The sequence below is a fragment of the Tunturiibacter empetritectus genome (assembly GCF_014201375.1).
Lineage (GTDB): Bacteria > Acidobacteriota > Terriglobia > Terriglobales > Acidobacteriaceae > Edaphobacter > Edaphobacter lichenicola_D.
Map to the genome: position 1 here is coordinate 370,332 of NZ_JACHDZ010000004.1, position 15,411 is coordinate 385,742.

General features: G+C 57.0%; 11 protein-coding genes and 1 other RNA gene. 2 read left to right on the plus strand and 10 right to left on the minus strand.

Annotation, left to right across the window (positions count from 1 at the left end; all coding sequences use genetic code 11):
- Positions 1–362 precede the first annotated feature (362 nt).
- Positions 363–818, minus strand: coding sequence for a 23S rRNA (pseudouridine(1915)-N(3))-methyltransferase RlmH (locus HDF10_RS13655; protein ID WP_183814298.1), 456 nt, complete (start codon positions 816–818; stop codon positions 363–365).
- A 219-nt stretch (positions 819–1,037) separates the two neighbouring features.
- Here HDF10_RS13655 and HDF10_RS13660 point away from each other — a divergent pair, with 219 nt between their 5' ends.
- A complete protein-coding gene (locus tag HDF10_RS13660) occupies positions 1,038–4,370 on the plus strand; it encodes a TonB-dependent receptor (RefSeq protein ID WP_183814300.1) in 3,333 nt (1,110 codons plus the stop codon).
- 251 nt (positions 4,371–4,621) lie between these two features.
- Here the strand turns inward: HDF10_RS13660 and rsfS are convergent, their stop codons facing one another.
- The 7 genes from rsfS to HDF10_RS13695 form a co-directional block, all read right to left on the minus strand.
- Entirely contained in the window at positions 4,622–5,224 is a 603-nt protein-coding gene (gene rsfS / locus HDF10_RS13665; RefSeq protein WP_183814302.1) for a ribosome silencing factor, read from the minus strand.
- Positions 5,225–5,394: 170 nt separating this feature from the next.
- Positions 5,395–6,786, minus strand: coding sequence for a class I SAM-dependent methyltransferase (locus HDF10_RS13670; protein WP_183814304.1), 1,392 nt, complete (start codon positions 6,784–6,786; stop codon positions 5,395–5,397).
- Between the two features lie 164 nt (positions 6,787–6,950).
- Positions 6,951–7,550 (minus strand): nicotinate-nucleotide adenylyltransferase, encoded by a 600-nt coding sequence (gene nadD, locus HDF10_RS13675; protein ID WP_183814306.1) that lies wholly within the window; start codon positions 7,548–7,550, stop codon positions 6,951–6,953.
- Between the two features lie 27 nt (positions 7,551–7,577).
- Positions 7,578–8,228 carry a hypothetical protein gene (locus tag HDF10_RS13680; RefSeq protein WP_183814308.1) on the minus strand — a complete coding sequence of 217 codons (651 nt, stop codon included), beginning with the start codon at positions 8,226–8,228 and terminating at the stop codon, positions 7,578–7,580.
- 109 nt (positions 8,229–8,337) lie between these two features.
- On the minus strand, positions 8,338–9,609 hold the full coding sequence (gene coaBC, locus HDF10_RS13685; RefSeq protein WP_183814310.1) for a bifunctional phosphopantothenoylcysteine decarboxylase/phosphopantothenate--cysteine ligase CoaBC: 1,272 nt from the start codon (positions 9,607–9,609) through the stop codon (positions 8,338–8,340).
- Positions 9,610–9,733: 124 nt separating this feature from the next.
- The gene (locus HDF10_RS13690) at positions 9,734–10,759 is read right to left on the minus strand and encodes an energy transducer TonB (RefSeq protein ID WP_183814312.1); all 1,026 of its coding nucleotides are present in this window, start codon (positions 10,757–10,759) and stop codon (positions 9,734–9,736) included.
- Positions 10,760–10,811: 52 nt separating this feature from the next.
- A complete protein-coding gene (locus HDF10_RS13695) occupies positions 10,812–11,465 on the minus strand; it encodes a ribonuclease T2 family protein (RefSeq protein WP_183814314.1) in 654 nt (217 codons plus the stop codon).
- A 66-nt stretch (positions 11,466–11,531) separates the two neighbouring features.
- Here HDF10_RS13695 and ruvA point away from each other — a divergent pair, with 66 nt between their 5' ends.
- Positions 11,532–12,131, plus strand: a complete 600-nt coding sequence (gene ruvA / locus HDF10_RS13700; RefSeq protein WP_183814316.1) for a Holliday junction branch migration protein RuvA — start codon at positions 11,532–11,534, stop codon at positions 12,129–12,131.
- Positions 12,132–12,352: 221 nt separating this feature from the next.
- On the opposite strand, the gene rnpB is transcribed toward ruvA, so the two are convergent.
- Positions 12,353–12,827: RNase P RNA component class A (rnpB, locus tag HDF10_RS13705), an RNA gene on the minus strand.
- Between the two features lie 64 nt (positions 12,828–12,891).
- Entirely contained in the window at positions 12,892–15,123 is a 2,232-nt protein-coding gene (locus tag HDF10_RS13710; protein ID WP_183814318.1) for a winged helix-turn-helix domain-containing protein, read from the minus strand.
- Positions 15,124–15,411 lie beyond the last annotated feature (288 nt).

A 15,411-nucleotide genomic window follows, 5' to 3' on the forward strand; every position in this document is an offset into this window, starting at 1 on the left:
CATGCACTCCGCCCTGGAGGCACAAGGGCGCAAAGGGCCGGTCGACGTGGACCGCCTCTATCGTGCGTTCACCCGCGCAGCAGCTGGAAAATGCGCGAATCCTCAGCGCGTGTCCGAAAAATGCATAGTCGAAACGATGACCTCCAAACCTCGCAAGGCCAAAGAGGCACGAATTGACGAGTAGGAGTGTGCTTACAACTCTTACCTTCAGAACAGATCTTCCGACCACATCAAGCTCCTGACACGCGTCATCGAGTGCATCTCAGTGAGGGGCCGCATCGACGATCCTAGGTAGGGCCATCGGCCTGACGAAGTCAGAGGTATCGTGCCAGTCGCCATACAAGCGACAACAAACTAAAGAGTCAGTGCCCCGAGTGATACGGGTGGCCGGCCAAGATGGTAAAGGCGCGGTAGACCTGCTCCGCCAGCACGACCCGCGCCAGTTGGTGCGGCAGAGTCATGCGACCCAGCGAGAGAAGCAGATCCGCCCGCTGCCGCGCCTCCGGGGACCAGCCGTCCGCCGGCCCGACCGCAAGCACCAGCCGCTGTGTCCCCTCATCGCGAAGCCGCCCAATCTGACCGGCAAACTCTTCAGAGCTATATTCCTTCCCACGACTATCAAGCAGAATCGCATAAGCCGGAGTCCGCCCCGCCTGCCGGTTCACCCAGTCCAGTAACGCAGCCTCGTTGTCAAAGAATTGAGACTCGCACTGCGAATAATGGATAGTCCTTTGGACATATTCCGCTATTATGCGATCGTTCGAATCAGTCTTAGACTGAGCTCGTCGAGGAGTAATGGCGCAGAGAATAATCTTCATTTCGCGCACCCGCAAAACTTTCAAAACTCGTTTATTCCGAGAATCATAACTTTAGGGCTCGTAGATTCGCATTCTCACAGATATTCGTAAGCTGGTCGCTAAAACACTGCATTCCAGAGAGAAGCGGGATTTTTTTGAATGGCATTGCACGTGCAGGGACATTCCATGTCGATTGCATTTTATGTAGCTCCCGAGCCCGACACATCTAGGAGAATCTCAATGTCTTCGAAGTACTTTCGCTACTTAGCTCCTGCGGCCCTCGTCTTTGCCTCAGGCATCATCCAGGCACAGACCAGCAAAGGTACCCTCGCAGGCACAGTGCGCGACAGCACGGGCGCGGTGCTCGCTCACGCTAAAATTTCGATTGTGAGCCAACTGACCGGCGAGGAAAGAAATACCTCCTCGAACGCCGAAGGAGCCTATCGCGTCGAAGCCATCAACCCCAGCATCTACGGCATCCATATCGAGGCCCCCGGATTCAGCGCGGTAGACATCAAGGACGTGAACGTCCTCCCCTCCGTCGTCACCAGCTACGACGCTACTCTCACCACCGGCCAGGTCACCACCTCCGTTAACGTAGAAGCCAGCACTAACGGCGTCAATCTCGACGACGGACATCTCTCAAGCACCATTGGATCGACCGAACTTGCCAAACTGCCCATCTTCTCTTTGAATCCGGTTGAACTCGTGGCCACCGTACCCGGAGCCCAGTTCATCAACGACAACTCACTCAGTCTGGGAGGAGTCGGCGGACAATATCTGCATGTCGAGGTCAACGGCGCCCGCCCTCGAGCCAACAACTTCCTGCTGGATGGACAGGAGATCAATGACATCGGCCTCGGCGGTCAAGCCTTCCAGCCGCAGATTCCCGACATGTTCCAGTCCGAGGTCATCTTCACCAACAACGCTCCGGCAGAGTATGGTCGGGCCGGCGGCGCTGTCGTCAACCTCATCACTAAGGCCGGCTCTAATCGGTTCCACGGAAGCGCCTTCGAGCTTTACTCCGGCTCCGGCCTCAACTCGGTCGACGGCATTACCCGCAAAGGGTCCACCAGCCGCGCGAATAAGGCTCGATTCGATCAGCACCAGTACGGCTTTACCGCGGGCGGTCCCCTCTGGAAAGACAAGCTCTTCGCCTTCGGTGGAACCATGTTCACCCGCTTCTATGGCAACGCTACATCCACCCAGATCGAGCTTCCGGACGCAGCTGGATACGCTACCCTGAATGCGATCGGCGGACCCCAGGTGGCCCTCCTCCAGAGCCTGCTCGCCAGCGGTTCCTACCTCACCAATTACCAGCAGATCACGACCGCTCCGGTCGAATCCATCAATGCCGGCGCGCAAAGCGGTTGCCCCGTTGGGGGATGCATCGTCACCACCGCGAACTTCCTTCGTCCTCCCGTCTCACAGCAGTCCCCCGATACCCAGTGGTTCTATCGCATCGACTTTACTCCGCGTGAGAAAGATACCTTCGGCTTCCGCTATCTCCACGACCGCAACAACTTCAACCCGGACCTGGGATTGAATACCTCCGGCCTTCCCGGCTTCGACGGACAGGTCGGCGGACCCACCGAGCTCGCCTCGGGAAACTGGACCCACGTCTTCTCTCCGAGCCTGCTCAATGAGTTCCGCGTCTCCGAGACCCGCATCTCTTTCACCTTTACCGCCCTGCCCAGCGCGTTGGCCAACCCGGTTGCCAACGTCGAGAACATCAACTTTACCGACAACGGTCTCCCCGTCCTCGGCCTATCTCAGAACATCCCCCAGGGCAACAAGGAAGACGCCTATCAATTCCAGGACACAGTCGGCTGGACGAAAGGCAAACAGTCCCTCCGCATTGGCGTTGACGTAGGCCGTTCGCTCGATACTCTTCTCGTTGCACAGCAGCCCAACGGACAGCTTAACTTCGCCGCCGACACCAACGGTACTGCACTCGCCAACTTCCTCAACAACGATCTCGGCGTCAGCGGAACCGCGGTCAGGAGCTTCGGCCCAACCCGCATCGACCCCCACGTATGGAGGAGTGCCTTCTTCGCCCAGGACGACATCAAGCTCTTCCCAAGCCTGACCATCAACCTTGGACTCCGGTACGACTACCTCACCGATCCCGCCAACGCACTACCCTTTCCCGGTGTCGATCTTGCCAACCCGTACGGGTCCATCACCACGTTCAACAAAATCCGTACTGATAACGCGAACTGGGGGCCGCGTTTCGGCTTTGCCTACTCTCCATCGACCGGATGGCTCGGAGGAGGTAAGACCGTCTTCCACGGCGGCTTTGGCATCTACTACGACACCAGCTTTACCAACATCGCCATCAACTCCGCCCAGACCGCGCCAAATGCGGTTTCCGGAACCCTCACCTCTACAACAGCCAACCCGCTCGGCAATGCGACTAGCCTGATCCCCACCATCCCCCCTCACCTGAGCCAACATTCCACGGTAGGCTCCGGTATCGACAAGAACATCAAAAACCCGAGCACGTACCAGATAAACCTTGGAATAGAGCGTACTCTGCCAGGAAGCCTCAAGCTGGCCATCAACTACGTAGGCAGCCGCGGACGCAAGCTCTACGCCAACCAGCAGCTCAACTACCTTGATAACAGCACGCCGGACGCCGTCGCCCTCGGCCAACGCCTCAACCCCAGCCGCGGCATCATCAACGTACGCACCAACAGTGCCGCATCCGAGTACGACAGCATCCAGACCGACGTCTCCCGCCAGTTCAAGCACGGCTTGTTCTTCCGCGCAGCCTACACCTATGGCGCAAACCTCGACGACGGCTCCGAGATCTTCACCACTTTCGCCAACTCCACCTCTTACTCGGCCAACCTTGCACCCGGCGGACGCAGACAAGATTGGGCACGTTCAGCATTCGACTTCCCCCAGTACTTCTCCGTCTCCTACGCCTGGTCTCCGGCCGGCTTTCATGCAGAAAACCACGCTTCCAATCTTTTACTCGGAGCCGTCACTCGCAACTTCACCATCTCCGGCGTCACTCAGCTTCAGTCTGGGCCGCCTAGCACCTTCAACTTGTTGGGTCTCGATACAAATAACGACGGAAGTACGGCCAATGACCGTCCGCTGGTGGGCAATCCTCATGCGCCTGTCACTACAGCGGGTATCGACGGCTTTTACCTTGGACCAGATAACAACGGTAACAACCCTGTGCCCGGCACCTACTACGACATAGCGGCCAACAATCAGTCGAACGCGCTCAATGTCGTGACTCCCGATCAGGTTCACTGGCTTATCCCCAACGGAGGAGCTGAAATTACGCCTCTTGAGATCGGACGGGATAGCTTCCGTAATGCCGGAACTACCAACTGGAACTTCGCCGTCGAAAAGGACATTCCTTCGCCCTGGACACACCTGGAGTCTGCAGCCTTCCAGATACGTGCCGAGGTTCAGAACGTCTTCAACCACAATGACGTAGGCATCGTCGACACCAACCTCCTCCACATCGGCAGCGGAGACAGCTTCCTCAACGCGCAAAACGTCCGGGTCAACACCAACCGCAATCTCCGCTTCTGGGCCAAGTTCGTCTTCTAGATTAGCTCCCAAGCCACAACAGCAAAACTACGGCCCGCCTAAGTTTTAGGCGGGCCGCTCTTTTAGCAACCTCAAGACCTCGGGTAACGCGTCCCCACATAAAATAAAGTAGCAATCCGTGTCCTATTTTTCAATAGCGAAAGCACGCTGTTTCGCGACCACGTTTACCACGCAATTCACCACAAACTCACCACAAAAAACCATCACGAAACGCCTGTTTTTTCCAAAAACCCCCTGTAAAAGCCCAGTATTTATTTGGTTCTCGCTTTTTTTGCCGTGGCAGATTTTTTTGCGGAAACTTTCTTCGCCGTTTTGGCCGGAACCGCCGGCTTCCCGACGACTTTCTTAGCCGCCGCTTTGACTGGCACAGCCTTGGCAGCAGCTTTCTTTACAACTGCAGTGGATTTCGTAACGGCTGCGGTCTTCTTCTGTGACGCGGCCTTAGTTGTCTTCTTCGCGCGGCTCTGCTTGATACGGGCACTCACCTCTGCATCAAGCTCTGCCACACTGATCGTAGTAGCCGACTTCCGCAGTCGTTCCAGCCCGTAAAACGCGCGCTTCTCCGCAGAAAAAACATGGACGATGAAATCGACATAGTCCATTAAAATCCATTCGCCCTGGCGACGGCCCTCGACAGAGTTAGGGTAAACGCCAAACTCGCGCTTCAGGCGAAGCTCAATCTCATCGGTGATGGCCACATTCTGCCGGTCGTTCGTTCCGTTGCAGATCAGGAAGTAATCGGTCAAGCCGCTCTCGGCCGGATCCAGTGCGAGAATGCGGATATCTTCAGCTTTCTTGTCTTCGGCGGCGGCAGCCGCGGCGAGCAGCAGCTGATTGCTTTCAATTGAGGGCATGAGACTCCTTGGAGTTCCATGGTAGCGGGTTGCGGCTCTGGAAGCCAGCGTCTCCAACGGAACGGCAACTTCCTGCCTCGTACAGTGATCAATCCAGAACCGTCGTAGATACTCGTAGGCACTTTGCCTGCTCATTGCCACCGCTAGTCCCGAACGCTCCGCGATATGCCCTATCTTTTCTTAAGGTGAAACAAGATGCGCCCGTTCGCCAGCGTCAGCTCGTCGGAGACTGTGAAATGCTTCCCAAAAGTCTCGCGAAATGCCGTTTCGGTAACGTGTTCGTAGAGTGCATCGCGTCCGCGCAGAAGCTCCTGGAACTTCTGATCCGTCGCTGGCACCCATTCAACAATCAGGTGTCGCGTTGTCAGCTCGCTGCAGAGCGCGGCGATGCGGTCCATCGGAATCTGATTATGGAGCAGCAGATGGTGCAGGACGGCGAGCATGATCACGGCGTCGAAGTGGCCTGCACAGCGGCTCAGGAACGAGACACTCTCCCGGTTCTCCCATCCAGTAGCCGGGCTGGGATGAGCGAGATCGACGCATAGCGGAAGGATATTCTTGCTGTTCTCCTTCAGGCCTGCGTACAGGCGATCGACCGCCTGCAGATCCGTGTCGATCGAGACGACCTCGGCGTCAGCGTCCGCCGCGAGATTCGAATACACTCCGGTGTTACAACCCACATCGAGCGCCTTCGCAGGACGCGCACTACCCAGCACCGCGCTCACAAACTTGCGCTTGTCCGCATGATCTTCGTCGCTGTAGTGGTTCGCCGTCTCAGCGTAGTGCGACCAGGTAGAGGAGCGGTGAGCCGGCGTCACCTTCCGCATATGATTCAGCAGCGTCCTCATCGTTCTCAGCAAAATTTGCTTCGCAAGGTCAGGGTCTTTCACGGATTGCGGCGTCCCCTTGCCGGCCCTGCCTTTCTTCGTCTTCGCGAGCAGCGACGGTAGCGTAACGGTCGACAGAGCTGGCCGCCGGAACCGCGAAGCCAGCGAAAGTGCCGGATAGACCTCTTCCGGTTCATATCCATCGCGGCGTGTCAGCGAGGTTCGCAGGGGCCATCCCAGCCGTGAGTAAGCCAGCATCGGCAACAGAAACGTTCGAACGAACTGGCCGTACGCAAGCCAGATCGGTTGATGCAGGTCTCTGCGTTCGATCGAAAGCACATCGACAAAGATCGGCTGCGCCCCTTGGAACAGCACATTTAGCGGCGTCGCGTCCTTCAGCTGCCAACCCTGTTCGATGAGGTCGCTGCAGAGAGTCAGAGTAAGCTCTGCCGCCGCAAGCCACATGCCCGGACTCCACTCCCATGGGTAGGACTGGAACGAGATGCGAGGATGGCGCAGTACCAGCGTCTCGGCGTCAGGGGATGACACCACCTCGCTAGCCACAAGCCGTCCCTGCGCAACCAGCTCCGAGGCGAGCGGAGTCGCCAGGAACGTAAGAATCTCCTCGTCGAAGGGAGCTCGAATGCTTCGGTAAGCTCCATCGGGACGAACCTCGATGCTGCCCGCCGGATCGCGAAACGTGGGGAGTGCGGGGCGTGACAAAAGCTCTGCCATAGAAAGTTACGATTCTGCCGCACGCACAAAAGCGGCCGGTTAACTAGCGAAGGGGACCCTGACAAAGCGCAATACTTGTAGAGACACACTTCCATTCCGGAAAGTTTCGAGGAAAACAAAGTTTCGACGGTGACGAACATGAGAAGATCCGGAACGGGCCTGCCCTACCGATAAAGATGATGTCTCTGTATGTAATCCAGAACATCCGGCGCAATCAGATCGACGCAAGGATCACCCGCCTCCAGCCGTTCGCGAAGCCCGGTGGCTGCAGTATTGTCATGAACGTTGCCGAGCAGATGGACACGGCTCTGCTGATGCGCATCGAGCCCCAGCGAAGAAAGATTCTCAATCGGGAACCCCGGCCGGCTCACGACGATCCACTCGGCGAGCTCCAGCAGGCGTTCGGGCTCATGCCATCGCGGCAGGCCAAGAAAGCTGTCCGCCCCCACCAGATTGAAGAGTTTGGCCGCTGGCATCCTCTGTGCCAACTCGCTCAGAGTCTCCACGGTGTAGTTCGGCGCGCCGTCAGCTCGAGGCGCATCGAGCTCAGAGGCCTCAAATCGAGGGTCTTCAAGACACGCAAGCTCCACCATCGCGAGTCGGTCCTCGAACGAAGTTACCGTACCATCAAGCTTCAGAGGCTGACGTCCAGCAGGAGAAAAAAAAACGCTGTCCAGTGCAAACCAATCCGCCGCCGCAGTCGCGATGGCGAGATGACCATGATGCGGCGGGTCGAAGCTTCCGCCAAAGAGAGCTACGCGCATGCACTATTCTCTCGTGGGCCCGCGCTTTTAGAACGGAAGATGAAAGACGAACCCCATGCTGACCTGTTTGATCGGGTAGTTGTGGCTGTTGTTGCCGAACGGATCCAGCCCGCCATAGCCAAACTCGGCGACACGATAGTCAAGAATAGGCAGCAGTTTGATGTCCAACCCAGCCAACCCCTCGTATTCGAAGTTATTACGCAGAATCGGGCTGTTCCCGACAATTCCATTATCGGTAACCCCGGCTTCGGTATACAGCAACCCGTAATCCGAACGGCCAAGGCCAACTGAGCCTTGAACGTACGGCTTCAAAGGAGCAAGCGGAGTATGAAACACCGCCCGTACCCCGCCCAGCACCGAGTAGATTCGCGCTCCGCCGCCATTGAACTTCTCGTAAGCCCCACGCTTGGTCGTCAGGATGCTGCCGCGCAGATCCCCCCCCAGCGTAATCGGTCCAAGCTTCTTGAAGTCGTAGTAGACGCCGCCGGTACCGCCCAATGGATCCACCGAGTTCGAGCGAGCACTTGTCACATTGGGATTCTGCTCCGGCGACGAGGCAATATTGCTGAGCCGATCTACGGTGAACATCCCGTAGACGCCGAATTGCGCGTGAGCGGAGGTGGCACTGACAAGGGCAACGATGGCAAGAAGAAGGAGAACTGCTTTGCGGAAACTCATGTGCCGTTAGTTTACTAGTTCGCGCGGCCTCAGTGCACCGGAGGCCGCGAATTTGCCCGGCGAGGGATCCACTTTCGGTTAGGAGCAACACTCAGCAGAGACAGATCTCTCAGTGCGCAGCACCGACCCGCAGCTTCAGCACCTCGTCAAGAATCCGCTCCGCCATCTCCGTCTTGCTCATCACGGGAAACTCAACCGCGCCCTCCTTCGTCAGAAAGCTGCCCGCGTTCTGCTCCGAATCGAACCCGATTCCATCCTTCGAAACATCGTTGACCACCACCGCATCCACGCCCTTGCGCTCCAGTTTGGCGCGCCCATTCGCCACGGCATTCTCGGTCTCGGCCGCGAACCCCACCACCAGTGTTCCGTCCCGCCGACGCCCCACGACCTCCCGCAAAATATCCACGGTTCCCGCCAGTTCCAACGAGACCGCCTGCGTTCCTTCACGCTTCATCTTCTGGTCTGCAACACTCTTCGCACGGTAGTCACTTACCGCCGCAGCCATTATCACCACGGTCATCTCATTCAGCCGAGCCATCACTGCCGCCCGCATATCCTCCACGGTCACCACATGCTCCACCTCAACCCCCGCAGGGCAAGGCAGCCCCGTCGGAGCGCTGATCAACACCACCTTAGCCCCACGCCTCCTCGCCGCGACCGCGACCGCGTACCCCATCCGCCCGCTCGATCGGTTCCCGATAAACCGCACCGGATCGATCGCCTCTCGCGTACCCCCTGCGGTCACCAGCACCGTCTCACCGGTGAAATCCCGGCCCTGCCCCACCGCGCCCTCGATGCCCTCAGCCAATGTCTCCACAATCGCCGCAACAATCTCCGTCGGCTCCGCCAGCCTTCCGCCTCCAACCATCCCGCAAGCCAGATACCCGCTCCCCGGCTCAATCACTTTCACTCCACGCGCTCGCAACGTAGCCACATTCGCCTGCACCGCCGGGTGCTCCCACATAGTCACATTCATCGCCGGAGCCACGATTACCGGAGCCGCCGTCGCCAGGTACATCGTCGAAAGAAAGTCATCTGCCAGTCCATGCGCAAACTTCGCCAGCATATTTGCCGTCGCCGGAGCCACCACCAGCAAACGCGTCGACTGCGCCGCTTGAATATGCTCTACGCTGCTGTGTTCCCCCGACTCGTCACCCTCCGCCGAGCCAGTCCCCGCCTCCTCGCCCCATAGAGAAGTAATCACCTTATGCCCGGAGATCGCAGCAAACGTGAGCGGCCGCACAAACTCCGCCGCCGCCGCCGTCATCACCACATGCGGGTCATACCCGGCATCCTGCAGCAGCCGCACCAGCTCCACCGACTTATAAGCCGCTATCCCCCCGCAGACCCCAACCGTAACCTTCACTCGCTCTGCTTTCATATGTTCTTCACTCGGCTGCGGCAAATACTCTCACTCCGCGGCACTTCTCGGCTCGTCACTGCGCCCTGGGCACATAACTCTATCGTATCGAACCACATCAGCGACACATTCAGTTGCAGACCCCTTACCCAATGTTGAAATTGACTCTAATCTGAGTTTTGACTTCAACGGGTTCACCGTTGAGCAAATAGGGTGTGTAGGTCCACGTCCGGACCGCAGCTAAAGCGGATATAGCGAGGTCGGGATCGGGAGTGGAAACAATTCGAAGCGAGTGAATGTGCCCGTCAGTACCGATAGTCGCAGCAAAGGTGACAGTTCCTGAAATGCGATTCCTTCTCGCAGACTCCGGATAAGTAGGATTGGCACCTGCGAGTTTGTGTCCAGCCATTACACCGGGAGCAACTCCTGTTGCACTTTTATCAACTGGAGTGAGTGTCGTCGGGTCAATCGTAGGCGCAACCATCGAGGCGTTGCTCTCAAGAGTGCTCACGCGTGCAGTAGCCTTTACTTGATTGCTTTCTTTAACATTAATCTCTGTGGCAACGTTACGATTTTGAAATGCCCCAATAGCATTTCTGAATATGACTTGAGATCCGAAATCGTAGCTCAAACGTAGAGATATCTTGCTTGGGTCGAAGCAGTATGTCGGAAACAGGCCCAAAGGCGGATAGGCAATATTCTTGATCTTCTGGTCGAGCATAATACAGTCCAAAGCAACCTTGCCGAAGTTCTGCCTACGTAGATCGGGTGAAGAGTCTTCCATCTCCTCGGCGCTTGGCATCGGATGTACAACCTGGTTGAGGAGCAGCTTCAACAGAGAGGGTGGCGAGCTCGAAGATTGCGTTCTACTTAAGCCTTTTTCACTGCGAATCTCCGTTGCGGTGTAAGAGGGGAACGTATACGCCACTTGGAAGGAAGTAGGAGTAGTCCACCACTCCTCAATTGTTCCCTGTTCGGTTTGCTTGCCCTGTTCTCCAAGAAGCTGGACGTCAAGTTTTAAGTGCCATTGCCTTATACCGGCGGTATCGAGAGAGCTGGAAGCTTCAGCTTGATGGAGGCGTTCGGTTAGCGGAGCGTGGTCATCGGCGCGGGCGGCAGAAACTAAAATCAGGCAAAGTGCAAAGGTTTGTATTACTCGGCGTATTTCCATGTGCCGCCAGTCTATCGATCCGATCCTCTACGAGCAATCGGATATATTCCCGTTATTTCTTCGTAGCCACCGGCGTAATCCTCAACGCCAGCGCATCACACTCCCGCAAGCCCTGACAAGATATAGGCATCAACCCATCCTTAGCCAGACAAACTTCCACCGCCGTCAGGCGATGATCTGCGCAACTCACCACAACGCTCCCTTGCGGAAACGAAGGATTCGCCTTCGCAAAGAGGTCGAGAATATCCTTCGGACGCATAGGTTCCTCATGCTTCAGCTCACGCAGCTTCTTCGGAATCCTCACGGAATGAAACGCCTGATGTTCCAGACCGAAAAACTCATCCGGCGACATCGTGGTACACGTCCCATGCTTGCTCCACTCGTGCTCCAGCAGCGGAAGGTCAGGAGTAATATCCAAACTCTTCTCAGGCTGTGCAGGTCCCTGCCCCTCTCCGCAGTTCACTGGATAAGATCCGTCGTAGTTTTGCGGCCATAACCCATGCAACACAAATCCCCGAGGCGCCTTACACTCTGAACCCGCTCCCGGAACCGAACAGAACTCAGGCCCCCACGCAAGATTCATCAGGTAAAAATCGAACTTCCCCGGCTCTCCTTTTGCTTGTGCGCCAGCGCGCGAGCAAGAAACCAGCATAGCCAGCAGCGGCAAACGAATCATCGCAAAACGTCGCGCATAAAGAGGCTTCATAAGGCACCATGCTAATGCAGTCTCGACAAACAGCCCCAGAACCAACACGCTACAATCACCAACAATATGATCGCCCACCTTCGCGGACGCCTCCTCTCAAAATCTCCCAATCAGGCCATCCTCGAGTGCGCCGGTGTGGGCTACGACGTCACTATCAGCGTCACCACCTTCTCAGCTTTGCCCAACGAAGGTGCAGAAGCTGCGCTCCACATCCACACCCACGTCCGCGAAGACCAGATCGCCCTCTTCGGCTTCTCCGAGACCCAGGAGAAGCGCCTCTTCGAAAAGCTCCTCACCATCTCAGGCATCGGCCCCAAGCTGGCCATCACGGTCCTTAGCGGCATCGACGCTGGCCGCCTTATCACTGCTATACGGTCTGGCGATCACGCTACCCTCACCCGCATCCCCGGAATCGGCAAAAAGACCGCCGAGCGAGTCGTCCTTGAGCTCAAGGACAAACTCGACGACCTTGCTGTAGCCATCCCAACGACCACCGGAGGCGCTCATCATGGTCCCGCCGGCGACGACGCCCTCTCCGCCCTGGTCAACCTCGGCTATCCCCGCCCTGTCGCCCAGAAGGCCATCGAAACCGCCATTAAAAAAGACCCCGACGCTGCACACGACTTCGAAACTCTCTTCCGCGCCGCCATGGCTGCCATCCGCTAAAAATAAATCCGCAAAACCTGTCACTTTTTTGAGCGCTCAAAAAAGTGCACTTCCAGCCATGCAAAACACCATAACGTCACCACGTTTCACCATCCAGAACACCACGTTTTGCAACCACAATTTGCAGAAACCCAAGCAAAAACACCCCTTCACCACGAGCAAAAAAAATCACCACAAAATCAGATGGCCTCGAAACCGTTTTAGCGATTTCGAGGCCATAGGTTTGCAGACGGCCCGTAAGCCGAATTCTGTTTTAGACGATCATTCCTCTACGCGACGCATTACTGCGGCGCTTTAGCAACCTACCCGCAAGTTTCGGCTCCCTTGCTGGCAAAATCGCCAGATTCGGGTCTCTCCGCCTGGGCGCATCGGGCCGATACGCTCTTGCCGCCTGAAGAGAAGCGGCAAGATCCCTGCCTATTTGGTCTTGCTCCGTGTGGGGTTTACCCTGCCGCGTCCATTACTGGCCGCGCGGTGCGCTCTTACCGCACCTTTTCACCCTTACCCCGGGCCGCTTGCGGACTTACTAACGTAAGTCACCAGCCTGAGGCGGTTCGTTCTCTGTTGCACTTGCCGTCCAGAGGCCTTGACGCCTCCGTCCCGGACGTTATCCGGCACACTGCCCTGCGGAGTTCGGACTTTCCTCCCCCGCCCACACCTTGCGGTCCGAGCGGCAGCGATCATCCAGCCGCCTGCAGTTTCAAGTGTATCCCACCGGTTGTCTGGGCTCACCAGATACTAACGCTGCGCGCGGCACAAATTAGAAATTCTCCAGCAACGACACGTTGGAATTGTCCGTATGAGCTAAAACGGCAACCCGCCGGCCGTCTGGAGAAGGAATAGCGAACCATATCGCCATGCTTGATCCTTCTAGCTCTGTCCTGACCTTGCCCATGAGATCGACCCTCAGAAGTCCTGAGCGACTCCCTCCGGAACTTCTACCCATATAGCCGCCCAGCCACAAACTTCGGCTGTCCGGGGCCCAATCCATACCCATGATGAGTGGCAATCCCGATATGGAAATGTCCCGTTCTGTGCCGCCGCTCAGATCAAGGATACGCAGCCCGGACGCTTCGTATGGGTTCGCTGACTTGGGGCTGGCCAGATATCTTCCGTTGGGAGACAGACTCCACACGCTGCCCGGTCCATCATCGGACTGCCTCTTCGCGGCCAAAAGCTCCCTTCCTTTTCCTCCCGTCGGGTCGAAGGTGAAGAATCTCTGCTGTCCATTTTCGATCCGGCTGTAGATGCACAGAGTAGAAGGGAGGTTTGCACACTTATAGTTTCCGATCCCTGGCTCTTCGAGAGCCAGTTGTGAGGAACCGCCCGAGAGGGGGATGCGCATGAGCCGCGAATTGTCTGAAGGCTTGCCTGATGAAGGAAAGACCAGGTACAACGCGCTCAACCCGTCGGGGGTCAACTGAGGAGGGCCGAGGTTATCTTTTCCGCCCACCAATAAATCGGGATGTGTTGCATCGATCGATTGTCTGAATATATGGTTGGGCCCATCGCGATTCGAGACGAACAGAACAGCTTTGCTGTCCGGCGTCCAGGCGGATGGCAAATCGTCCCTGTCATCCAGGGTGAAACGGCGAAGCGCGTTCAATTGCTTGCCTTGCGCCGGCAGCTCCGCCAAGTAAACGTCTGTCTGGAACTCCCGGCGAAGCAAAGCGATGCGTTTTCCATCGCTCGTCACGCTAATACCAGCGATAGGCGTTTGATCATTTGTAATACGGGTGGCAGAGCCAGAAGGCCGTCCTGTGCGTGAGTCCAGGTGGACCCACCAAAGGTTAAAGTTTTCGTCGTTAGGCGGAGCCTCCTGCAATGCGTAAATCAGGCGTCCGTTGTCGGGCCAGGCAATCGCGGTGCCCAGGCGAAAATCCGGCAGTACCATCTCGCCTTTGCCTGTCGTCGCATCGAACACTTCAATTCGCATTCCGAGTCCGACCGGACTGAAGCGGTCAGGCATCCTGACGCAAGCAAATCTCTTGCCATCAGGCGCCCACGCAACCGGGCCGAAATGATCCCCACCTCCGTCAACGATCTTACTGGTGGTATTTTTGTCGGTATCAATCAGCCATATCTCTTCGTCATCCCACTTGCCCTTCAAAAATACGATTTTTGAGCCATCTGGCGACACTCTGGCAGACAGGCCTACATCCGCAAGTTTTCGCGGCGTCCCCCCTACGACCGATATCTGCCAAAGGCTGGGAGGCTTCTTTTCCAAATCATCAAAATGGGACACGACGAGGTGAAGGCTGTCAGGAAACCAGCTCTCCGGCATTACATCAAGATCCTTCGGCAAGGGCACAGAAATGGTCTCCCCACTGTCAACATTTCGCAGATAGAGTCCGGTGGGATCCGAGTAGGCCAGATATTTGCCATCCGGCGAGATCACCCCACTGGTCAGCGGCGCGTCGTGGGGATTCGCCGTCAACCGTCGCTGGCTGAAGTTTGGTCGAGAACCCTGGAAATGACCAATGACGGCTGAACGAACCCAAAAAGCGAAGGCGATCGCTCCCAGAATCGCCGCTGCTAAGGAGGCCTTCAACTCCCAACGCCGCTTCGTTGCACCCGATTGGGAAGATTTCGGCGTCTCTGGCGGGGCAATCGACACAACGTTCGACAGCAGGCTCGGACCGGGTCTGCTGCTGGTCCACTCGACTGGGACCATGAAGCGGTAGCCGATCCGTGGCAGAGTCTCGACGAACTTTGGCCGCTCAGCAGAATCCTCGAGAGCCTGGCGCAGCTTTTTCACTGCGGTGTTGATCCCGTGTTCGAAATCGACAAATGTGTCTTTAGGCCAAAGGGCATCACATAGTCGCTCTCGCGTGACGATTTCTCCCTCTGCCAGCAAAAGCATGCGAAGTATCTGGAACGGCTGATCCTGAATGGCGACCGTCGCGCCGTCTTTTCGCAACTCGCTGCGATTCAGATCGACCTCATATCGGTCAAACCGGACACAAATCGCATAGGAACGGTCAGTGACCAAAGGAAGCCTCGCTTCGTGGTCTCGGATTTTACTCCAACGCCTTTACGAGGGGCGCAGGACACAGTTCACCTTGAACGCTAAGGCTCACATTTTATTGCGGTTTCTGCAGTTCACCATCAATTCACCCGCGGTGCATTGATCGCTCCTGCCAGAGGTGCGATGGTGCTTCCACTCGGGATGAGGGGCGTCGTCCGGCGAACCTCACGACCTCCCAAAATCCTCGGATTGCAATCCTGGTTTAGACCTGGGACTACGTTGTAGTACGCCTCCGGGTACTGGAAGCATCCG